This window comes from Microbacterium proteolyticum (assembly GCF_014192415.1).
In the GTDB taxonomy this organism is placed as follows: domain Bacteria; phylum Actinomycetota; class Actinomycetes; order Actinomycetales; family Microbacteriaceae; genus Microbacterium; species Microbacterium proteolyticum.
Map to the genome: position 1 here is coordinate 1,523,579 of NZ_JACHXY010000001.1, position 19,601 is coordinate 1,543,179.

Annotated in this window: 21 protein-coding genes and 1 tRNA gene; 14 read left to right on the forward strand and 8 right to left on the reverse strand. The window is 71.5% G+C overall.

Annotated features, from left to right (window positions below):
* Window positions 1–5 precede the first annotated feature (5 nt).
* The 10 genes from FHS07_RS07000 (at window position 6) to FHS07_RS07045 (ending at window position 10,062) form a co-directional block, all read left to right on the forward strand.
* Complete coding sequence (locus FHS07_RS07000) at window positions 6–1,022, forward strand: amidohydrolase family protein (RefSeq protein WP_425488146.1); 1,017 nt, start codon at window positions 6–8, stop codon at window positions 1,020–1,022.
* Entirely contained in the window at window positions 1,019–1,990 is a 972-nt protein-coding gene (locus FHS07_RS07005; RefSeq protein ID WP_183419099.1) for a fumarylacetoacetate hydrolase family protein, read from the forward strand. Before FHS07_RS07000 ends, FHS07_RS07005 begins: the two co-directional genes overlap by 4 nt.
* Before the next feature lie 442 nt (window positions 1,991–2,432).
* Window positions 2,433–3,797 carry a hypothetical protein gene (locus tag FHS07_RS07010; protein ID WP_183419100.1) on the forward strand — a complete coding sequence of 455 codons (1,365 nt, stop codon included), beginning with the start codon at window positions 2,433–2,435 and terminating at the stop codon, window positions 3,795–3,797.
* A 206-nt stretch (window positions 3,798–4,003) separates the two neighbouring features.
* Window positions 4,004–5,503, forward strand: a complete 1,500-nt coding sequence (locus FHS07_RS07015; protein ID WP_183419101.1) for an MDR family MFS transporter — start codon at window positions 4,004–4,006, stop codon at window positions 5,501–5,503.
* 16 nt (window positions 5,504–5,519) lie between these two features.
* Window positions 5,520–7,133 (forward strand): GMC oxidoreductase, encoded by a 1,614-nt coding sequence (locus FHS07_RS07020; protein ID WP_183419102.1) that lies wholly within the window; start codon window positions 5,520–5,522, stop codon window positions 7,131–7,133.
* A gap of 51 nt (window positions 7,134–7,184) precedes the next feature.
* A complete protein-coding gene (locus FHS07_RS07025) occupies window positions 7,185–7,574 on the forward strand; it encodes an ester cyclase (protein ID WP_183419103.1) in 390 nt (129 codons plus the stop codon).
* 216 nt (window positions 7,575–7,790) lie between these two features.
* Complete coding sequence (locus FHS07_RS07030) at window positions 7,791–8,078, forward strand: hypothetical protein (protein ID WP_183419104.1); 288 nt, start codon at window positions 7,791–7,793, stop codon at window positions 8,076–8,078.
* Window positions 8,075–8,512, forward strand: a complete 438-nt coding sequence (locus FHS07_RS07035; RefSeq protein WP_183419105.1) for a BLUF domain-containing protein — start codon at window positions 8,075–8,077, stop codon at window positions 8,510–8,512. Before FHS07_RS07030 ends, FHS07_RS07035 begins: the two co-directional genes overlap by 4 nt.
* Window positions 8,513–8,533: 21 nt before the next feature.
* Window positions 8,534–9,235, forward strand: coding sequence for an alpha/beta fold hydrolase (locus tag FHS07_RS07040; protein ID WP_183419106.1), 702 nt, complete (start codon window positions 8,534–8,536; stop codon window positions 9,233–9,235).
* Between the two features lie 176 nt (window positions 9,236–9,411).
* Window positions 9,412–10,062, forward strand: a complete 651-nt coding sequence (locus FHS07_RS07045) for a Pr6Pr family membrane protein (RefSeq protein ID WP_183419107.1) — start codon at window positions 9,412–9,414, stop codon at window positions 10,060–10,062.
* A gap of 234 nt (window positions 10,063–10,296) precedes the next feature.
* Here FHS07_RS07045 and FHS07_RS07050 read toward each other — a convergent pair whose 3' ends face one another.
* Complete coding sequence (locus FHS07_RS07050) at window positions 10,297–11,001, reverse strand: SGNH/GDSL hydrolase family protein (RefSeq protein ID WP_183419108.1); 705 nt, start codon at window positions 10,999–11,001, stop codon at window positions 10,297–10,299.
* Between the two features lie 147 nt (window positions 11,002–11,148).
* Between FHS07_RS07050 and FHS07_RS07055 the strand changes: the two genes are divergently transcribed.
* The 3 genes from FHS07_RS07055 (at window position 11,149) to FHS07_RS07065 (ending at window position 13,187) form a co-directional block, all read left to right on the forward strand.
* Complete coding sequence (locus tag FHS07_RS07055; RefSeq protein WP_183419109.1) at window positions 11,149–11,511, forward strand: hypothetical protein; 363 nt, start codon at window positions 11,149–11,151, stop codon at window positions 11,509–11,511.
* Between the two features lie 306 nt (window positions 11,512–11,817).
* Window positions 11,818–12,579 carry an SDR family NAD(P)-dependent oxidoreductase gene (locus FHS07_RS07060; RefSeq protein WP_183419110.1) on the forward strand — a complete coding sequence of 254 codons (762 nt, stop codon included), beginning with the start codon at window positions 11,818–11,820 and terminating at the stop codon, window positions 12,577–12,579.
* 59 nt (window positions 12,580–12,638) lie between these two features.
* A complete protein-coding gene (locus FHS07_RS07065; protein WP_183419111.1) occupies window positions 12,639–13,187 on the forward strand; it encodes a cysteine hydrolase family protein in 549 nt (182 codons plus the stop codon).
* A 251-nt stretch (window positions 13,188–13,438) separates the two neighbouring features.
* Here the strand turns inward: FHS07_RS07065 and FHS07_RS07070 are convergent.
* A tRNA-Gly gene (locus FHS07_RS07070) sits at window positions 13,439–13,512 on the reverse strand.
* A gap of 239 nt (window positions 13,513–13,751) precedes the next feature.
* Here FHS07_RS07070 and dcd point away from each other — a divergent pair.
* On the forward strand, window positions 13,752–14,357 hold the full coding sequence (gene dcd / locus FHS07_RS07075) for a dCTP deaminase (protein WP_183419112.1): 606 nt from the start codon (window positions 13,752–13,754) through the stop codon (window positions 14,355–14,357).
* A gap of 166 nt (window positions 14,358–14,523) precedes the next feature.
* Here dcd and FHS07_RS07080 read toward each other — a convergent pair whose 3' ends face one another.
* Genes FHS07_RS07080 through FHS07_RS07105 form a run of 6 tightly spaced genes read right to left on the reverse strand, consistent with a single transcriptional unit; the run spans window position 14,524 to window position 19,601 of the window.
* The gene (locus FHS07_RS07080) at window positions 14,524–15,468 is read right to left on the reverse strand and encodes an NAD(P)/FAD-dependent oxidoreductase (protein WP_183419113.1); all 945 of its coding nucleotides are present in this window, start codon (window positions 15,466–15,468) and stop codon (window positions 14,524–14,526) included.
* The gene (gene fdxA, locus FHS07_RS07085; RefSeq protein WP_183419114.1) at window positions 15,461–15,784 is read right to left on the reverse strand and encodes a ferredoxin; all 324 of its coding nucleotides are present in this window, start codon (window positions 15,782–15,784) and stop codon (window positions 15,461–15,463) included. Before fdxA ends, FHS07_RS07080 begins: the two co-directional genes overlap by 8 nt.
* Entirely contained in the window at window positions 15,781–17,157 is a 1,377-nt protein-coding gene (locus FHS07_RS07090) for an FAD-dependent oxidoreductase (protein WP_183419115.1), read from the reverse strand. Before FHS07_RS07090 ends, fdxA begins: the two co-directional genes overlap by 4 nt.
* Complete coding sequence (cobA, locus tag FHS07_RS07095) at window positions 17,154–17,945, reverse strand: uroporphyrinogen-III C-methyltransferase (RefSeq protein WP_183419116.1); 792 nt, start codon at window positions 17,943–17,945, stop codon at window positions 17,154–17,156. The genes FHS07_RS07090 and cobA overlap by 4 nt, the downstream gene beginning before the upstream one ends.
* Window positions 17,942–18,832: an ABC transporter permease gene (locus tag FHS07_RS07100; RefSeq protein WP_183419117.1), complete on the reverse strand. Its 891-nt coding sequence runs from the start codon at window positions 18,830–18,832 to the stop codon at window positions 17,942–17,944. The genes cobA and FHS07_RS07100 overlap by 4 nt, the downstream gene beginning before the upstream one ends.
* Window positions 18,822–19,601, reverse strand: coding sequence for an ABC transporter ATP-binding protein (locus FHS07_RS07105; RefSeq protein WP_183419118.1), 780 nt, complete (start codon window positions 19,599–19,601; stop codon window positions 18,822–18,824). The genes FHS07_RS07100 and FHS07_RS07105 overlap by 11 nt, the downstream gene beginning before the upstream one ends.

Here is a 19,601-nt window from a genome sequence, read left to right on the forward strand (position 1 = left end):
GCGCCATCGGGGGACACGAGGTCACCGACGTCCACGCCCACCTGCTCATGCCCGGCCTGCACGCCGAGGTCGAGCGGCGCGTGCCCGACGAGGTGCAGGCGGCGGCCGACCTCGAACTGCGCCGCAACGGACTCGCGAGCCTCCAGGCCTCGGGCCGCATGATCGGCGAGCGCTTCCCGCGCCTCACCGACGTGCGCGCGCGCCTCGAGGCCATGGACGCGCAGGGCATCGACCGGCAGTGGGTGAGCCCCTCGCCGAACCACTTCTACCCGTGGGCGAACGAGGGTCTCGCGACCTGGGTGACGGGCGAGGCCAATCGGCTCGTCGCCGAGCACGTCGCCCAGGCGCCCGACCGCCTCGTCGGACTCGGGGTCGTGCCGCTGCAGCACCCGCACCTCGTCGTCGACGCGCTCGACGACGCGGTGCTCGGGCGCGGACTCGCGGGCGTGGAGATCTCGTCGTTCGCGGGCTCCGTCGAGCTCAGCGACGACCGGCTCGAGCCCTTTTGGGCGCGGGCCGCCGAACTGCGCGCCGTGGTGTTCCTGCATCCCTTCGGCTGCTCGCTCGACGAACGTCTCGATCGCTTCTACCTGTCGAACACGGTGGGCCAACCGACCGAGAACGCCGTTGCGCTGTCGCACCTGATCTTCGCGGGCGTGCTGGACCGGCATCCGGGACTCCGTCTCGTCGCGGCGCACGGCGGGGGGTACCTGCCGACCGCGATCGGCCGCTCCGACCGCGCCTGGAAGGTGCGCCCCGAGGCGCGCGGCTGCGCCCACGCCCCCTCGACGTACCTGTCGAAGATCTGGTTCGACACGGTCGTGCACGACGAGCGGGCGCTCCGCTTCCTCGTCGAGATCGCGGGAGCCGACCGCGTGCTGCTGGGCAGCGACTTCCCTTTCGACATGGGTCTCGACGACCCGGTCGCCTTCGTGCGGGGCGCGGGACTGGCCCAGACGCAGGTGACCGGCATCCTGGGAGCCAACGCCGCCGAGCTGCTGCGCACCCGAGTCCACGCGTGAGGATCGCGCGCTGGGCCGACGGTGCCGATGTGGGCGAGGGGTTCGTCGACGGTTCCGAGGTCGTGCCGTTCCCCGACGGGCTGCGGGTGGCCGAGGTTCTCGCGCAGGGGCTCGCGTCGGCGTCGGCCCTGTTCGACCGCCGCGATCGTGCGGCGGCGAGGCCGCTCGACGAGGTACGCCTGCTCGCACCGCTCGTGCCCGCCTCGATCCGCGATTTCGTCGCGTTCGAGGAGCACGTCGAGGGCGTGAGCGCCTCGGTCGACGGCAAGAGCGAGGTCGTCCCCGAGTGGTACGAGGCGCCGACGTTCTACTTCACCAATCCGCACACCGTGCGCGCGACCGGCGAGGTCGTGGCCATCCCCGAGACGCAGCGCCTCGACGTCGAGTTGGAGCTCGCCGTCGTCATCGGTGCGGCCCCCGGCTCCACCGGTGAGAACGTGGATGCCGAGACTGCCGGCTCCCACATCTTCGGCTACACCGTCATGAACGACTGGTCGGCACGAGACCTGCAGTCGCGCGAGATGAAGGTGCGCCTGGGACCGGCGAAGGGCAAGGACTTCGCGATGACCCTGGGCCCGTGGATCGTCACGGCCGACGAGCTGGAGCCGTACCTCGACGACGACGGCTTCCTGGCCGTCCGCGCGGAGCTGTTCGTCAACGGCGAGCTCATCGGGCACGACCTCGTGTCGAACATGGGCTGGCCGTTCCCCGAGCTCGTGGCCTACGCGGCACGCAACTCCGTCGTCGTTCCCGGCGACGTGCTCGGCTCGGGGACGGTGGGTAACGGCGGATGCCTCGGCGAGCTCTGGGGTCGTCGGGGTGCGCTCGACCCGCGACCTCTCGAGCCCGGCGACGAGGTGCGCCTGGTCGTCGAGGGTGTCGGCGAGGTCGTCAACGTCGTGGGCGAGAGGGTCGCTGCACCGCCCGTCGCTCGGGCGCGCACGCGGTCGCGGTCGCGGACGCGGTAAGCACCCCCTGTCCCCTGGGCGGGGCGACGCCCTCCTGCGGTTCGCGACGCCCCGCGCGGCCGTGCCCGCGCCCCCCGGCGTCGACGATGCGGACCGATCGTCAAGGTTCCCCGAGTTTTCCGTGAGCATCGGGAGAAGAGAGCTCCGGCGACGTCTTCCGGTCCTGACCCGGCGCTTACTCTCGCTGAGTCGTGAGTCGAAGATCCGTCGTTCGCCGCGGCACGGAAGAACCGGGCCGCGTCGGCGGATCGCTCAGCTGAGGCTGACGCCGACGTCGACGTCGCCGAGGCCGTTTCGTCATGCGGTCTCGACGTGCTGCGTCCGAGCGGAACCGGCGGCAGATGTGAGGAGCAGGCGTGAGGGATTTCGGATCGACGATCGAGCTGCGCGTGGAGTGCCGCGCGGCGATGGGAGTGCCCGCTGAGCCCCTTGGCGGCCACGCATGAGCGATCTGCGCAACCTCGGATACGACGACCTCCTCAATTGCTTCATGGTGGGGCCTCTCGTGGGTCTCACCCCGGAGCGGACGCTCAGCGCTCTGGAGGACGTGCTGCGTTCTCCCCGCGGTGCGACACTGCTCCGCGTGCGCACCCGTGGGCGGCGGTGGCGGCGCGTCGACCGACACGCCGCTCTCGCGGCCGCCGACCGTGCCGTCGAGCGGGTGGACCCCGTCCTCGACCGCTCGGCGCTGGCCACCCTCGTGCTGGAAAGACAGTTCCGACCCGGTGAGTTGCCGGTGAGGCTGTTCGTCGCCGGCGGGATGCTCGCGATGGAGTTCCCGCACAGCCTGTTCGACGGCACCGGTGCGACGGGCATCGTGAATCTCGTCCTGGAGAAGCTCGGCGCACCCGGAGCGGACACCGCCGCCGCCCTGCCGTGGGCGAAGAAGCCCCTGCGCACGGTGATGAAGAAATTCGGGTTGCAGGGGGTGACCGGTATCCGCTCCGCTCGAGAGACCTTCCGCGCGCTGAACGCGCAGACCGAGACCGGATATCAGCTGCCGCGCACACTGACCAAGGCCGAGTCGATCGAGCGGACACGGATGGTGTCGATGATGCTGCCCGCGGACGTGGTGCGCACGATCGCGACCACGCCGGAGAGAGCCGAGGACGGACGACGACCGGCCCGCCCGCCGCTCTCGGTGAAGTCAGCGAGCCTGGTTCTGCGATGCCTGCGCGACAGCCTCCGGCAGGAGACCGACTTCCGTGTGGTGGTCCCCGTCGACGCCCGTCGCTGGGTGGCGAAGGAGTTCGCCGTCGAGGGGAACTTCGCGCCTTCCCTCCCCATGGGGCGCCTCCTGGTCGACGACTGGAGCGCGACCGCCCTGTCCGAGCGCATCTCGGCGGCGAGCAAGTCGGGTACGCCCGTCGCCTGGTTGCTCGCCACCACGCTGAGCACCCTGAAGAACGCCGTGCGTCACCCCGGTGCCGCCCGTCGCTCGCGGGGCGCGACGCCGCGGGTGCCCCTCGAGATCCACGTCTCGCTGACGACGACGGAGGTCTCCGTCGCCGAGACGCTGATGCCCCGCGTGGACAACGACACGCTCGTCGGGGGGATGGCGGCGCACCTGCGCCTGCCGCTGGGTGTGTGGGCGGAGATCGCCCCCGTGAGGGACTGCCTGCACGTCATCATCCGTGACGAGACGGGGCTCTTCGACCTCGAGGGGTTCGAGGACCGACTGCGCGGGATGATCGCTCCGGTCTCGGAGGAGAGTCACGGTCCCGTCCCCCGCGTCGATCATTCTCCTCGGGGGGTGCGCCACGTCGGGTCGCCCGTCCGGTCGACGGTCCGGTCGCTGAAGGGGTAGCCGGTCCCGACGAGGGAGCAGATGCCTGCGAAGGGCCCGTGGGGCACCTGTCGGCTCAGCACGCGTCGTCCGTAATGTTGAAAACCGACATAAGTCGGCTATGATGGAACAGACGTCGGGGCCCCTTCGGGTCCGTTCGCCCGGTGAGGAAGCCGGAGCGGCACATCCGGTCGCGTCGATCGCCCGGTCGTACGGGCGCCCCGCCGATGACTCTCTCTCCCGCCCGCGTTCGCATCCTCGTCGCGGCCCTGCTCACGGTGTCGTTCCTCGGCGCCCTCGACCACACCGTCGTCTCGACCTCCCTCGCCACGATCGCGGGCGACCTCGGCGCCCTCGAGCACATGAGCTGGATCGTGGTCGGCTACACCCTGGCCGCGACCGCGATGCTGCCCGTGCTGGGCAAGCTCGGCGACATCGTCGGCCCGCGTCGCGTGTTCCTCGTGTCGATCGTGGCCTTCCTCGTCGCTTCTCTGCTGTGCGGGTTCGCGCCCGACCTGGGCTGGCTCATCGCCGCCCGCGTCCTGCAGGGCCTCGGCTCGGCCGGCATCCAGCTCATGTCGCAGACGATCATCGCGCGCGTCACCAGCCCCCGACAGCGTCCGCGCTACATGGCGATCATCGGCGCCGCCTTCCCCGTCGCCATCGTCGTCGGGCCCGTCGTGGGCGGTCTCATCACCGATTACTGGGGCTGGTCGTGGGTGTTCTGGATCAACATCCCCGTGGGTCTCGTGGCCCTCGCGCTCGCACTGATCGCCCTTCCGCGCCTCCCCGGCGGCGCGCACCCGCGGTTCGACATCCCCGGCTCCGTGGTCTTCACCGGAGCCCTCCTCGCGCTCGTGCTGGCCGTGACCTGGATCGGCGACGAGACGCTTCGGCCCGTGGCGCTCGTCTGCGCGGTGGTGGCGATCATCGGCATCCTGGCCCTCGTCTTCATCGAGCGGCGCGCGATCGCACCGATCCTGCCGCCGCGGATCTTCCGCAACCGCACGATCCTGGCCTGCTTGGGGCTCTCGCTCATCATCGGAGCCGGGCTGTTCGCGGTCGTCGCCTACGTCCCCACGTACGTCCAGATGGCCTATCGCACCACCGCGACGGTGTCGGGTCTGGTCCCCATCGCGACCGTGCTCGGCATGCTCGTCAGCAACCTGCTCACCGGGTGGCTCGTGAGCCGATCCGGCCGCTACCGCGCCTACCCGATCATCGGCACCGCTCTCGGTGCGGGGGGTCTGGGTGTGATGGCCGCGCTCCCGGTGGGTGCGCCCCTATGGGTGCCGATGGTCGTCATGGCGATCGTCGGCATCGGCACCGGGTCGTTCATGAACCTCATCTTCGCCGTCGTCCAGAGCGCCGCCGCGCGCGACGATCTCGGCGCCGTCACGGCCACCACGAACCTCGTGCGCCAGGTCGGCTCGGCCGTGGGCACCGCGGTCATCGGCGGTGTCGTGGGCTTCGGCGTCGCGGCGAACCTCCCCGGTGGACTGGATGCCGACACCCTGACCCCCGCGGCGGTGCGCAGCGCCCCCGCGGGTCTGCAGGCCGAGGTGGCCGCTGTCTACCACGACGTGTTCGGGCCCGTCTTCCTCGGGCTCGCGATCGTGTACGCCTGCGGCCTCGTCATCGCCCTCCTCCTGCCCGCGGGGCGCCTCTCGGACGAGACCCCGGCCCCGCTTCCCACCCCGTCCGACGTTGACCGTCAGCCCGCCTGACCTCGAAGGAGAGACCATGTCCGATACCCCCACCATCGCCGTCGTCGGCAGTGGCCCCATCGGTTCCGCCTACGCCCGAGTGCTGCTGGAGTTGCTCCCGCACGCCCGCGTGATCATGTTCGAGGCGGGACCCCAGGTCACCCAGCGCCCGGGCGAGAGCGTGCGCAACATCGCCGATCCCGATGAGAAGGCGCGCGCCCGCGAACGGTCGCAGGGGCCGCAGGCCGGCGACTTCCGCGAGTCCCTCGGCATCCCGGCCGCCGCGGTCGTCGAGGGCATGTTCACCGCGCGCCAAGGCACGCACCTGCTCGACTTCGGCGCCGAAGGCTCCGCGCACGCGCCGACCTTTCCGGCCGCGGCCGCGGCGACCAACGTCGGTGGCCAGGGCTCGCACTGGACGTGTGCCATCCCGCGTCCCGCGTTCAGCGAGAAGCTCGACTTCATCGCCGACGACGAGTGGGAAGACCTCGTCTCGACCGCCGAGGGACTGCTGCACCACCAGAGCGCCGCCTTCTCGGACTCACCGGTGGGGGCGGCGATCCGCACCCTTCTCGACCGCGAGTTCGGAGCCGAGCTGCCCGAGGGGTACGGCGTCAGCACTCTGCCGGTCGCGGGCGATCCGCAGCCCGACGGGTCGATGCGCTGGGCCGGCGCCGACACGGTGCTGGGGCCCCTCATCGAGCCCGGCACCGACGTCGCTGCGCGTTTCGAGCTGCGCGATCTCACCCTCGTGCGACGGATCGAGCTCGACGGCTCCCACGTGCGCGGCGTCGTCGTCGAGGACCTGCGCACCCGCGAGGAGTCGTTCGTGCCGGTGGATGCCCTCGTGGTCGCCGCCGACGCTTTCCGTTCTCCGCAGCTGCTGTGGGCCTCCGGCATCCGTCCCGCGGCCCTGGGCCGCTACCTCACCGAGCACCATGTCGTCATCAGCACCGTTTCGCTCGACGCCGACCGCATGGCCGCTCTCGTGACGGAGGACGAGCTGCAGAGCGAGCTCGCCCGTCGCGCGACCAACCCCGCCGACCCCGTCGCCGCGGTCAACCGCATCCCCTTCTCCGAGCCCGAGCACCCCTACTCGGCGCAGATCATGTACGCGGAGAACCCGCCCTTCGCGCTCGACCCCGCCCACCCGGCGGCCGGCAACCGATGGGGATACGTCAACATGGGCTTCGGCGTGCGCAAGTTCCCCCGCGTCGAAGACGGCGTCACCTTCAGCGACGATGAGCTCGACTACCGCGGGCTGCCCAACTTCACGATCGAATACGCCCTCACCGAGCGGGAGGATGCCGAGATCGCCCAGGCAACCGCGCGTCTGCGGCGGGCCGGACACGCGCTCGGGACGTTCGTGGCCGACCCGCGGCTGCTGCCGAACGGTTCGAGCCTGCACTACATGGGCACGATGCGTGCCGGCACCGACCCCGAGACGTCGGTGGCCGATCCGTACTCACGGGTGTGGGGCTTCGACAACCTCGTGGTGGGCGGCAACGGCCTCATCCCGACCGCCAACACGATGAACCCGACGCTCACGAGCGTCGCGATCGCGGTGCGCGGGGCGCGTCACCTCGCCGAGGAGCTGCGCGGTGGCGGTACGACCGAGGCGGAGCCGGTCGCGGAGGCGGTGGAGGCGTAGGGGGCCGCCGCCCGGCGCCCCGCCCGCCCTGCACCCGCGGATAATGGGGGAGTGGAGCCCTGGGAGATGCGCGAGTGGTTCGGCGACCTCCTCGATGCGCTCAACCGACACGACCTCGACGACCTGCGCGGGTTCCTGCATCCGGCCGTCCGCCGCGCCCACCTGCCCGCCGGCGCCGACGCCTGGATCGACGAATACGCCGACCTGCTGCACGGCTTCCCCGACTGGCAGTGGAAGCGCATCCAGCTCCTCGTCGAAGACGACCGGCTCGCAGTGCACCTGCGTGGAGGCGGCACCCACACCGGCTCGTTCGCGCACGTCACGGCCACCCGGCGCCGCGTGAGCATCGCGTCGTTCGCGGTGTATCGGGTCGAGCGCGGCCGGATCGTCGAGGCGAGCGGCACCGACGACGCCGCCCATATCTGCACAGCGATCGGCTGAACGGACCCGCGGCGCTCGCGAGCGCGCAGCACCCGCGAAACGGCGTCTCGCCGACGCATCGGTTGCGGCCCGCGGCCCTTCCACTGGTGTGCCGCCGCTTCGCGCCGCCGCACCGCGGGCGCAGCGCCGCGTGATCTGTCAAGGGCGGCTCGATGTCGGAGGCCCCCGGTACGTTCGCTCCTGCCCGGTTCCATCGCGGGTGTAAGGAGGGCGACCATGGGGTCACCCGATCAGCTCGAAGCGGGAGTCATCTGGGCTCGCGTCGAAGAGGGTTTCCATGTCGGTAGCCGCAGCGGCGTCTTCCTCGGTTACATCGACCGCCAGCCCGACGGGGTGTTCCTGGCGCACGACGGCCACTCCCGCGTCGTCGGTCGTTTCGACGCTCTGACCGAGGCGATCGCTGCGGTCACCAATGGTCAGCCCCCGCTCGACGCGCCGATCGCCCTCGAGAAGGTGCGCGTGCCCGCGCCCCGTCCGTCCGACGGCGGGAGCGCGGTCGCGTGAGCACCCCGCTGGTCTCCGTCTCCTATGTCAGCACCGCCGTCGACGCGTTCGACGACGCGGCGCTCGCCGGCCTGCTCGACCAGAGCCGGGCATCCAACCACGATCACGACCTCACCGGCATGCTGCTGTATCGGCGGGGGCGCTTCTTCCAGGTCTTGGAAGGCCCGGAGCGCGCCGTCGACGAGCTCATGGCGAAGATCAGGCGTGATCGGCGGCACGCCGAGGTGCGGGTACTGCTGAGCGAGCAGATCGACGAGCGACGATTCTCGGAATGGACGATGGGGTACGAACCCATCGGCGTCCCGGCGACCCCGCCGCCCGAGGGCTTCCGCGATACGTTCGCCGATCTCGAGTCCGACAACGACAGAGCCAGCATCCGCGCAGTCCGCGAGTTGACGGTGTGGTTCCGCGCCCGCACCAGCGTCGGCGCCTGAATCCCTCACCTAAGGAGCACCATGTCCACGATCATCCTCATCCCCGGCGCGATGCACGGCGCCTGGGTCTTCGAGCCGCTCATCGCCGCGCTCGCCGCTCGCGGGCTGTCGGCGACCGCGCTCGACCTGCCGAGCAGTTCCGCAGACACCGCCGGGATCGGTTCGCTGACCGACGACGTCGAGGCCATCCGCTCGGCTGTCGCCGACATCGAGGGCCCGGTGGTGCTCGCGGCGCACTCCTACGGCGGTGTCCCGGCGCGTGCGGCGGCCGCAGCGGTCGATTCCGTGCGCGGTCTGGTGATGATCGCCGCGTTCTCTCTCCCCGTCGGCGCCTCTCTCCTCGCGGCGCAGGGCGGAGAGTTCCCGCCCGACTACGAGCGCTCCGCCGACGGCAGGGGCGTGAAGATCGGCAATGTCGCCGAGACCATCTATTCGGGTGTTGACCCCGCCGACGTCGAGACCGCGCTCCCTCGCCTGGGATGGCAGAGTGTGGAGTCCTTCACCCAGCCTGCCCCGGCCGAGCCCGGCCCCGATGTCACGGTGACCTACGTCGTCGCGACCGAAGACAAGGCGCTCCCGCCCGAGCAGCAGCGGCAGTGGGCCGACGCCGCTGATGCGCAGGTGTCGGTGGCATCCGGTCACTCCCCGCATGTGTCGCACCCCGACGCGGTGGCGGATGCCATCGTCGAGACGGTGCGGCGCGTCGACGCCTCGACCTCCTGACACCCGCCCCGCGGGAGCGTCACCCGCGGATGCCGCTGACCGATCGGCTCGAGCGCCGGCGGTGCCCGGGGCGAGCGAGGGGGACGAGCCCGTCGGCGTGCATCAGATCCCGCCGTTTCCCCTGGTCGCCATCGGTGAAGGGGCGTTCGGTGACCCGCGCGAGGTAACGTCGCCCGGTGCCCCTCGCCTCCGTCGCCGTCCCCGAGCCACCCCGCTCGACAGGTCGCACCCGTCCGCTCGCGCGCGTCGTCGTGGGCTCCGCTGTTCTGCTCGTCGTGCTGTACGCGTACGTTCTGCGGATCGCGGTGGGAGACGTGAGTCCGTTCAATTTCTTCGGATACTTCACCAACCAGACGAGCTCGCTCACCGCGCTCGTGCTCATCGCCGTGGGCGGGCTCGCCCTCGCCGACCGCCGACCTCCCGCGTGGTTGTCGGTGGCGTGGGGCGTGGGAGCGGCGTGCCTGATCGTCGTCGCGGTGGTCTACAACGCGTTGGTGCCGGGCACGGGTTCCGCCCCGGTGTGGGTCAGCGTCGCGCTGCACGTCGTGTTCCCGGCGGTGGTGCTGATCGACATCGCCTTCTCGCCGGACCGGCCACGGCTCGCGTGGACGCGACTGTGGTGGGTGCTCCCTTACCCCCTCGTGTGGATCACCGTCGTGCTGCTGCGCGGGGCGACCGACGGGTGGGTGCCCTACGGTTTCCTGCTGCCCGAGCGGGGTCTGCCGTCGCTCGTGCTGCACGTCGTCGGCATCCTGACGCTGCTGATGGTCGCGGCGACGGCGGTATGGGCGCTCAGCCGCCGGACGTCGCGGCGGTCCTCAGCCTGAGTCCTCGCGCCGAGGCCACGCGCGAGGTCGCGCGCCGACTGTCGTCGTGAGCCTCCGTGCGGCGGTCCCACCCCGAGCGTCCGCGGCGTCCGCGGCATCCGTGGCACGGGCTTCGTACGTCAGTGTCCACGACACCCGGAGTGATGCCCGCCCGCATCCGGGGTGGTATGCCACTCGACATCAGCCGGACGACGGCGCGGCGCCCGTCGAGACGCGCGAATCCGCGCGCGGACGTCAGAGGGGCGGATCCAGGGCGCGGAGCGCGGCATCCATCCGCTCCGCCATGTCCGCGTAGCCGGTGTCGTTCGGGTGCAGGCCGTCGGAGGCCATCCAGCTGTCGGACGAGTCGGCGTAGTGCCCGTCGAGCCAGTGGCTCGCGCCGTCGATGTGGTCCGCGTCGATGCGCTGGGCCGCGGCCTCGACCCACCCCGCGATGACGTCGACCGAGGCGGGCCGGTCGTCGGTGTACCAGAACGGTTCGACCACGACGATGCGCGCGTCGGGGAGCCCGTCTCGCAGGCGATCGAGGTCGCTGTCGATGGCGGTGCGGATCTCATCCGCGGCGCGGTCGTAGCTGAAGTTGTCGTTCAAGCCCATCGTGACGAACACGATGTCGGGGTCGTCGTCGATGATCAGCGCGGGGATGTCATCGAGCCCGGGCCCCATCGAGGCGCGGCGGTTGACGAAACCCAGCCCGTTCTCGGAACGGTTGATCTCGCGCCAACCGCGCTCGGCCGACACGACCGTCGACCACCGCTTCTCGGGCGAGCTCGCGCCCGTTCCCCGCGTGTACGAGTCGCCGTAGAACGCCACGACCGGCGCGTCTGCGTCGAGTGCCGGCGCCGAGGGGGCGGCATCCGTGCCCGCGGCGGAACACGCGGCGAGGCCCGCGACGAGGGATGCCACGGCCCCCAGGCTCAGCAATCGTCGCGCGCGCATACGCCCATTCTCGCTGTGCTCCGGCCCGAGGGGCCGGGCGCGCCTCCGCCGGGTGTCGGATTCGCGTCGGTCGCGGCCCCCTACCGGAGCGACGGTCCGCAGGGCAAGCGGCCCCTCGCGGGCCGTCGCCGCCCCCACGATGGGGGAATGCGATCTGTGACCTATGCCGGTGAGACCGTCACCACGACCGACGACGTCGCCGAGGCGCTCGTGCAGCTGACGGCGTCGATCGCCGCCGATGGGCAGTCCGAGGCGATCCGCATCCCCATCGTCACCGCCACGGGCGAGACCGAGCAGGCCGAGCTGGTCATCGGCGTCGGCAACGACGTGCTGAGCGCGCCGGCCCGCGACTGGACCGGCGAAGAGCCCGACTTCGCGGGGGCCGCCGAGGAGCTCCGCCAGCACAAGCGTTTCCCGCACGCGCCCGCGATCGCGCACGAGCAGACGGTCGACTCCGACAACCCGGATGCCTTCTGGGACCCCGACCTCGACGGTTTCACCCGCGCCTGACAGTCGTCTCCGCGCTCCGCGCTCCGCGCTCCGCGCCTTGCGCCCCGGGCTCCGAGGTTCGGGGCGGGTTTCGCCGTTCGGGGCAAGAGATTCGCGCCCCAATGCGCGGAACTCGCCCCAAACGAGACCCCGCACCCGCCGGGGGAGCTCGTCAAGCGGGCCCGCGTCGGCGGGCGTCGACGTAACGTGAGGGCTCCACGGCGGGCGTGACCGGTTCATCACCCCGACGTGTGAGCCCCGGTCAGTCCGGGTGGCGTCGCCGTTTCGCGTCGCCGCCCGGACGCTCGGTTCGTGGAAGATGAGGCCATGCTGCATTCCCTCGTCACCGGCGCCTCCCGCGGGATCGGCCGTGCCATCGCCGTCGCCCTCAGTGAGCGTGGGGATCGCGTCGCCGTCCACTACGGCCACGATCGGGATGCCGCGGACCAGACACTCGCGCTCCTCTCCGGCGAGGGACATCTCGTCGTCGGCGGCGACCTCTCCGACCCGGCGACGGCGGAGCGCGTCGTGAGTGACGTCCTCGAGGCGTTCGGGCGGATCGACGTGCTCGTGAACAATGCGGCGATCGCGCCGAACGCGTCGACCTCGCATCCCATCTCCACCGTCGACTACGCGACCTGGCACCGCATCTGGGAGCAGATGGTCGACGTCGACCTGCGCGCTCCCGCCAACATGACCTTCCTGGTGGCGCGTTCGCTCATCGAACGCGGGCTGCCGGGGTCGATCGTGAACGTGGGCTCGCGCGGAGCGTTCCGCGGAGAGCCCGAGTTCCCCGCCTACGGCGCCGCGAAGGCGGGCCTGCACGCGATGGGTCAGTCCCTCGCTGTCGCGCTCGCCCCGCACGGCATCGCCGTCACCAGCGTCGCGCCCGGCTTCGTCGGCACCGACCGGCAGCAGCAGAAGCTGGCGGGCGCGGCGGGCGACGGCATCCGGGACCAGAGTCCGTTCGGCCGCGTCGCCACTCCGGAAGAGGTGGCCGATGCCGTGGTCTACCTCAGCGCGCCCCGCTCGCAGTGGGCGTCGGGTGCCATCCTCGACCTGAACGGCGCATCGCACCTGCGCAGCTGAGCGAGCGGTGACGGAGGGGAACGGCCCCCGTACCGGATTCGCGGTGAGAGGGTGTTCCCATGCTTCCCGTGCTCGTGATCATCGACATCCAGCGTGACTACTTCCCGGGCGGGCGTCATCCCCTCGTCGGACCCGACGCGGCCGCGGACGCCGCCGCGCGGGTGCTGGCTTGGCACCGAGGGAGGAACGCGCCCGTCATCCACGTGCGTCACGAGAGTCCGGTCGGCGGTGGCTTCCTCGAGGTCGGCACCGACGGCGCCGAGATCGACGCTCGCGTCGCGCCGACCGCGGACGAGCCCGTGATCGTCAAGCATGCGCCGAACTCCTTCGTCGGTACCGATCTGCAGGAGCGTTTGCGCGACTTCGGCGGTCGGCCGCTGCTCGTCGTCGGCATGATGACGAGCATGTGCGTGGATGCCACCGTTCGCGCCGCCATCGACCTCGGCTACGACGTGACGGTCGTCGGCGATGCGTGCGCCGCGCCCGACCTCGCTCACGATGGCCTGGAGGTCGACGGACGAGCCGTGCACGCGGCGTTCCTCGCGGCGCTCGGCGGCGCCGGAGCCGTGATCGAGACGAGTGCGGGCCTCGTGGGCTCGGGTCGCTGAGGCGCGCGGAGCCTCCGGCGGCGCCCACCCGCGGCTTCGATTCACGGCAACACGAAAGCCCTCCCGAACGGCCGGCGGCCGCCCGTGAGGGCTTTGGAGGGGCTGACGGGAATCGTCCCCACCGCCCCTCCACACGTCGCCTCGCGACGCGCGAAGCCTCTGGCGGCGTGGGCCCACCCGCGGCGGGATCGGTTCTTACGGCACCCACGCGAAAGGTCCGCCACACCGGCTGCGCCAGTATGTCGGACCTTTGGAGGGGCTGACGGGAATCGAACCCGCGCTATCTGCTTGGGAAGCAGAAGTTCTGCCATTGAACTACAGCCCCGGATGCCTCGCGGCAACCCGGCCAGCATAACAGCGTCCGGTCCGCATCCCGTGGCATCCGGACATCCGTCGGCGAGAACGCATCCGCTCGCCGACGGCCGTATGCGATTGCCGTCACACCCGTGCGGTCTCGGCAACGGATGCGGTCTCGCGGCGGGCGTGCCCTGTGGGTGCCCCGGCGCCCGGTCACCCGCCAACATGCGGGCGGCACGGCGACCGCCGCCGCCCTAGGCTGGGGCCGTGCTGCTCTCCGATCGCGACATCCGGGCCGAACTCGCCGCGAAGCGCCTCGGCCTCGACCCCTACGACCCGGCCATGGTGCAGCCCTCGAGCGTCGATGTGCGGCTCGACCGCTACTTCCGGTTGTTCGACAACCACAAGTACCCCTTCATCGACCCCGCCGAGGACCAGCCCGAGCTCACCCGCCTGATCGAGGTTGCGCCCGACGAGCCGTTCATCCTTCACCCGGGCGAGTTCGCTCTCGGGTCGACCTTCGAGCGGGTGAGCCTGCCCGACGACGTCGCCGCGCGTCTCGAGGGCAAGTCGTCGCTCGGTCGTCTCGGACTGCTGACGCACTCCACCGCGGGCTTCATCGACCCGGGCTTCTCCGGACACGTCACCCTCGAGCTCTCGAACGTCGCGACCCTGCCCATCAAGCTCTGGCCGGGCATGAAGATCGGGCAGGTCTGCTACTTCCGCCTCACCTCGCCCGCCGAGAACCCGTACGGCTCGGGTCCCTACGGCAACCGGTACCAGGGCCAGCGCGGCCCCACCGCCTCGCGCTCCGCGCTGAACTTCCACCGCACCGACGTCGGCTCGACCGACGCGGGTTCGCTCGGCGGCTGACCGAGGTCGCGGGCAGGCGCGCGCCGACATCACACGTCCGCGCCGACATCACCCGATCGTCCCGAGGCCACGCGTCGTCGCGTCGCCGGGGGAGTGCGCTGGCGCCGATTGTGTGATCTCGCGCCGAAGAGCGCGGGCTCGACGCGGCGCAGCACCGTCCCTCGCGTCAGTGCGCCGTCCGCACACCCAGCAGGTCCTGCACCAGCACCGCGGCCACGCGCGCGCCCTGTCCGGCCGCGACGATGAGCTGCTGGGGGCCGGGCGCTGCGGCATCCCCCGCCGCGTACAGTCCCGGCACCGACGTGCGACCGGAGCGGTCGGTGACGAGATGACCGTCGGCATCGGCGTCGGGACCGAGCGGGTCGAGGAACTCGTGAGCCGCGTGCCACGTCGGCCGCACGAAGCCGCCCGCCACCGCGAGCGACGAACCGTCGGCGAAACGCACGGCGCAGACCTGCCCGCGCTCGCCCTCCAGGTCGGCGATCGCGCGCCTTTCGACGACGATCCCGGATGCCACCAGCTCGGCCTCATCCGCCGGGTCGATGACGTCCGCCCCGTTCGTGCACACCGTGAGCTGCGACGTCCAGCGGGTGATCAGCCGCGCGCGGTCGGCCAGGTCGGACGTCTCACCGATCAGCGCGACGGGCTTGTCCTGCAGTTCCCAGCCGTCGCACGCGGCGCAGCTGAAGATCGACATGCCGTAGAACGAGCGCAGGTTCGGCACGTCGGGAAGGGTTTCGCGGAGCCCCGTCGCCACCACGACGGTGCGGGTGGACAGGATCGGGGATGTCGCCGCGGCACGGCCCGTGAGCGTCGCGACGAAGCCGTCGGCATCCGTCTCGATCCGCGCGACGGCGGACCGATCCAGGATGCGGACCTCGTCGTAGGCGCGCAGTTCCTCGCGGGCGAGCTTGCGCAGCTCGATCGGCGAGATGCCGTCGCGGGTGAGGAATCCGTGCGAGCGCAGGGTCGCGGCGTTGCGGGGCCGGCCGGTGTCGACCACCACGACCGAGGCGCGGGCGCGGGCGAGGTTCAGCGCGGCAGAGAGGCCCGCGGGTCCGCCGCCGACGATGAGAACGTCGGCAACGAGACCCGGCCCCGCCTCACTCATGCGCCTGCGGCGGCAGCACCGCCACGACCGGGTGGTCCTTGGCGATGATGCCGACCTTCGCGGCGCCGCCGGGCGAGCCGATGTCGTCGAAGAACTCCACGTTCGCCTTGTAGTAGTCCGCCCACTCCTCGGGCAGGTCGTCTTCGTAGTAGATCGCCTCGACGGGGCAGACCGGCTCGCAGGCGCCGCAGTCCACGCACTCGTCGGGGTGGATGTACAGCGACCGCTCACCCTCGTAGATGCAGTCGACCGGGCATTCGTCGATGCAGGCACGATCCTTCACGTCCACGCAGGGGAGGGCGATTACGTACGTCATGAGACGAAGGCCCCCGACCGCGAGACGGAGACCTGCTCCTCGCGCGAAACGACCTTGACCCGCTCGCGGGTGTGCTCGTGCGCGGCGCCGAGTGCGCGCTCGTGCGCGTCGAGCGCGCGCCAGCCCTCCCACGTGGTGTACTCCACGCCGCGCTCGTCGAGCGCGTCGAGCACGTCGCTTTCGACCGTGGGGGCCGACAGGGCGCCGGCCTCGATGTCGGAGACGAGGTGGGCGATGGTCTCCATGGCATCCGACTTCGTGTGTCCGATGAGACCGACGGGGCCGCGCTTGATCCAGCCCGTCGCGTACAGTCCCGGTACGACCTCGGAGCCCTCCACGACCCGACCCTCGACGTTGGGCATGACGCCGCGCACGGGGTCGAACGGCGCTCCGAGCACGGGGCTCGAGAAGTAGCCCACCGCGCGGTACACCTGCTGCACGGCTATCTCGCGGATCTCGCCGGTGCCGCGCACGGTGCCGTCGCCGACGGGCTCGGTGCGCTCGAAACGCAGGCCCTCGACGTGCTCGTCGCCGAGCACGGCGAGAGGGGAGTGGTAGAAGTGCAGGTGCAGGCGGCGGCTCGCGCCGGTCTGCTCCCGCGTGCGCCAGCTGTTCAGCACCCGCAGCATGACCTTCAGCTGGTTGTTGGACGCCTGGGCGGGGTCGGCATCCGCGAAGTCCTCGTCGTGCACGACGATGTCGACGTCCGGCACCTCGCCGAGCTCGCGCAGCTCGATGGGCGTGAACTTGATGTCGGCGGGGCCGCGGCGACCGAAGACGTGCACGTCGGTGACGGCGGAGGCCTCGAGGCCGTGCAGCACGTTGTCGGCGATCTCGGTCGAACGGAGGTCGACGGCGTGCTTGGCGAGCACGCGGGCCACGTCGAGGGCGACGTTGCCGTTGCCGATGACGGCGACCTCGCGCTCGTCCAGCGGCCAGTCGCGCGGGACGTCGGGGTGTCCGTCGTACCAGGCGACGAAGTCGGCCGCGCCGTAGGACCCGGGCAGGTCGATGCCGGGGATGTCGAGTGGCGCATCGCGCAGCGCACCGGTGGCGAGGATCACGGCGTCGTAGCGCGTGTGCAGGTCGTCGACCGCGATGTCGCGGCCCACCTCGACGTTGCCGATGAAGCGGGTGGAGCCTGTGTCGAGCATCTCGTGCAGCGAGTCGACGATGCCCTTGATGCGCGGGTGGTCGGGGGCGACGCCGTAACGAATCAGTCCGTAGGGCGCGGGCAGCGAGTCGAACAGGTCGATCGCGACAGTGCCACCGGCGTCGGTCACCGCGCGCGTGAGGATGTTGCCCGCGTAGATGCCGGCGGGGCCGGCGCCGACGATCGCGACACGGAGCGAGGTGAGGGAAGACGAGGTCACAGCGAGGGGGCCTTTCGGGGAACGGCGAGGGGGTCGAAGGTCAGATCGAGGGATGCCAGGGCGGCGGGCGCGTACGGACTGAGGCGCACGACGTCGCCGACGACGACGACGGCGGGGGAGCGCACCCCGCGCTCCGCGGCCTGGGCCGCGATGGTGGCGAGGGTACCGACGGTGACGCGCTGGCGCGCGCCGAAGCCGTCCTCGACGATCGCGACGGGGCAGTCGCCACCGCGCTCGCCGCGGGCGAGGGTCAGCGCGGACTGCGCGAGGGTGCCGACGCCCATGAGCAGCACGACGGTGTGGTCGCGGCCGCCGCCGAGCGGCAGGAGCTGGTCGTGAGCGGTCGCCACGGTGAAGCTCGTCGCCACCCCGCGGTGGGTGAGCGGGATGCCGGCGAGCGCGGGCACCGACACGGCGCTCGTGACGCCGGGCACCACCCGCACCTCGATGCCGGCTTCCTGGCACGCGAACAGCTCCTCGCCGCCGCGGCCGAACACGTACGGGTCGCCGCCCTTCAGCCGCACGACGGTGCGTCCCGCCAGGGCTTCGCGCACGAGCAGGGCATTGATGGCATCCTGCGGCACGGCGTGATGGCCGGGGAGCTTGCCGACGTCGACGACCTCGGCATCCAGGTGCACGCCATCCGCCGCGAGGCCGTCGAGCACCCCGCGGGCGCCGAGACGGTCGGCGACGATGACGTCGGCGGATTCGAGGGCGCGAAGCCCCCGGAGGGTCAGCAGGCCTGAGTCTCCCGGTCCCGCGCCGACGAGCCAGACGCGCCCGCTCATCGTGCACCGCCCGACAGCAGCAGGCCGCGTCCGCGCAGCATGCGCCGTTCGATGGGGCCGAAGAACGCGAGCTCGATCAGGATGCCGATCCCGAGGATGACGACGATCGTGGCGAGCACGCCCGCGAGATCGGCGAGGTCGCGCGTCTGCTGCAGCATCGTGCCGAGGCCGAAGCCGATCGTGCCGCCCGAGGTGATGATCTCGGCCGCCATGAGCGAGCGCCACGAGAACGCCCATCCCTGCTTGAGACCGGCGAAGTAACCGGGGAGGGCGGCGGGCAGGATCACCGAGGTCGCCAGCTGCCACTTCGACGCACCGAGCACGGTACCCACGCGGCGCAGCTGCGGCGGCACCTGGTCGACGCCCGAGATGAGGCCGTTCACGATCGAGGGGATGGCGCCCATCAGGATGACGAAGTAGGCCGTGGCATCGGTCAACCCGAACCAGATGATCGCCGCGGGCACCCATGCCACCGACGGCAGCACCTGAAGCCCCGAGATGATCGGGCCGACCGCGCGACGGATCGGGCGCACCTCGGCCAGGAGCAGTCCGATCGGGGTGCCGATGACGATGGCGATGACGAAGCCCAGGATGCCGCGCTCCAGGCTGGTCAGCACGGCCTCCTGCAGGCGGCCGGTGTCCCACGCGGAGGTGAGCGCGCCGAACACGTCGGCGGGGCTGGGCGCCTTGTCGGGGCGCGGGTCGGCGATGACGATGTAGAGCTGCCAGGCGGCGATGAGCAGCACGACGAAGATGATCGGTGGCAGCACGCTCGACCAGAACGTGCGCCAGCGGCCGCCGCTGGCGTCGGTCGTGGTCTGCAGGTTGTCGAGGCCGGCTTCGAGGCTGCGGAGGTCGTCGGCCGTGGCCGTGGTGTCAGTGCGCATTGCGGCGGATCTCCTTGCGCAGTTCGTCGGTGATCGCCACCGACAGGGCGGCGACCTCGGGCGACTCGATGCGGCGTCCCTCGGTGCGTTCGATGCGCCACTCGTTGACGACGCGGCCGGGGCGGCTCCCGAGCAGCACGACCCGCTGGCCGAGGCGGGCGGCCTCGCGCACGTTGTGGGTGACGAAGACGATCGTGCGACCGGTCGCGCGCCACACCCGCTCGAGCTCCTCGTGCAGCAGGTCGCGGGTGATGGCGTCGAGGGCGGCGAAGGGCTCGTCCATCAGCAGCACGGGCCGATCCTGCGCGAGAGCGCGGGCCAGGGCCACGCGTTGGCGCATACCGCCCGAGAGCTCGTGCGGGCGCTTGTCGGCGGCATCCGCGAGGTTGACGGTGTCAAGCAGGGCGAGCGCCTCGTCGCGCCGACGGGTGCGGGGCACGCCGCGCAAACGCAGGGCCAGCTCGACGTTGCGGCGCGCGGTCAGCCACGGCATGAGTGCGGACTCCTGGAACATGACGGCCGAGCCCTCGCTGGGGGTCTCGATGCGGCCCGCGGTGGGGCGGTCGAGGCCGGCGATGAGGTTCAGCAGCGTCGACTTGCCGCAGCCCGAGGCACCGAGGAGGCACACGAACTCGCCGGGGGCGATGTCGAGGGTGATGTCGTCGAGGACGACCGGGCCCGCACCGAAGCGCTTCGAGACGCCGTCGATCCGCACCGCCGGAGCGGTGGTGCGGGCGGGTGCCGGGTTGTCGATGCGGGCCGTGGTCAT

What these genes read in the sequence shown, in the direction of transcription:
- FHS07_RS07010 (WP_183419100.1), top strand. Translation starts at nt 2,433, where the DNA reads ATGAGCGATCTGCGCAACCTCGGATACGACGACCTCCTCAATTGCTTC.
- FHS07_RS07015 (WP_183419101.1), top strand. Translation starts at nt 4,004, where the DNA reads ATGACTCTCTCTCCCGCCCGCGTTCGCATCCTCGTCGCGGCCCTGCTC.
- FHS07_RS07020 (WP_183419102.1), top strand. Translation starts at nt 5,520, where the DNA reads ATGTCCGATACCCCCACCATCGCCGTCGTCGGCAGTGGCCCCATCGGT.
- FHS07_RS07030 (WP_183419104.1), top strand. Translation starts at nt 7,791, where the DNA reads ATGGGGTCACCCGATCAGCTCGAAGCGGGAGTCATCTGGGCTCGCGTC.
- FHS07_RS07040 (WP_183419106.1), top strand. Translation starts at nt 8,534, where the DNA reads ATGTCCACGATCATCCTCATCCCCGGCGCGATGCACGGCGCCTGGGTC.
- FHS07_RS07050 (WP_183419108.1), bottom strand. Translation starts at nt 11,001, where the DNA reads ATGCGCGCGCGACGATTGCTGAGCCTGGGGGCCGTGGCATCCCTCGTC.
- FHS07_RS07055 (WP_183419109.1), top strand. Translation starts at nt 11,149, where the DNA reads ATGCGATCTGTGACCTATGCCGGTGAGACCGTCACCACGACCGACGAC.
- FHS07_RS07060 (WP_183419110.1), top strand. Translation starts at nt 11,818, where the DNA reads ATGCTGCATTCCCTCGTCACCGGCGCCTCCCGCGGGATCGGCCGTGCC.
- FHS07_RS07065 (WP_183419111.1), top strand. Translation starts at nt 12,639, where the DNA reads ATGCTTCCCGTGCTCGTGATCATCGACATCCAGCGTGACTACTTCCCG.
- FHS07_RS07080 (WP_183419113.1), bottom strand. Translation starts at nt 15,468, where the DNA reads ATGAGTGAGGCGGGGCCGGGTCTCGTTGCCGACGTTCTCATCGTCGGC.
- fdxA (WP_183419114.1), bottom strand. Translation starts at nt 15,784, where the DNA reads ATGACGTACGTAATCGCCCTCCCCTGCGTGGACGTGAAGGATCGTGCC.
- cobA (WP_183419116.1), bottom strand. Translation starts at nt 17,945, where the DNA reads ATGAGCGGGCGCGTCTGGCTCGTCGGCGCGGGACCGGGAGACTCAGGC.
- FHS07_RS07100 (WP_183419117.1), bottom strand. Translation starts at nt 18,832, where the DNA reads ATGCGCACTGACACCACGGCCACGGCCGACGACCTCCGCAGCCTCGAA.
- FHS07_RS07105 (WP_183419118.1), bottom strand. Translation starts at nt 19,601, where the DNA reads ATGACCACGGCCCGCATCGACAACCCGGCACCCGCCCGCACCACCGCT.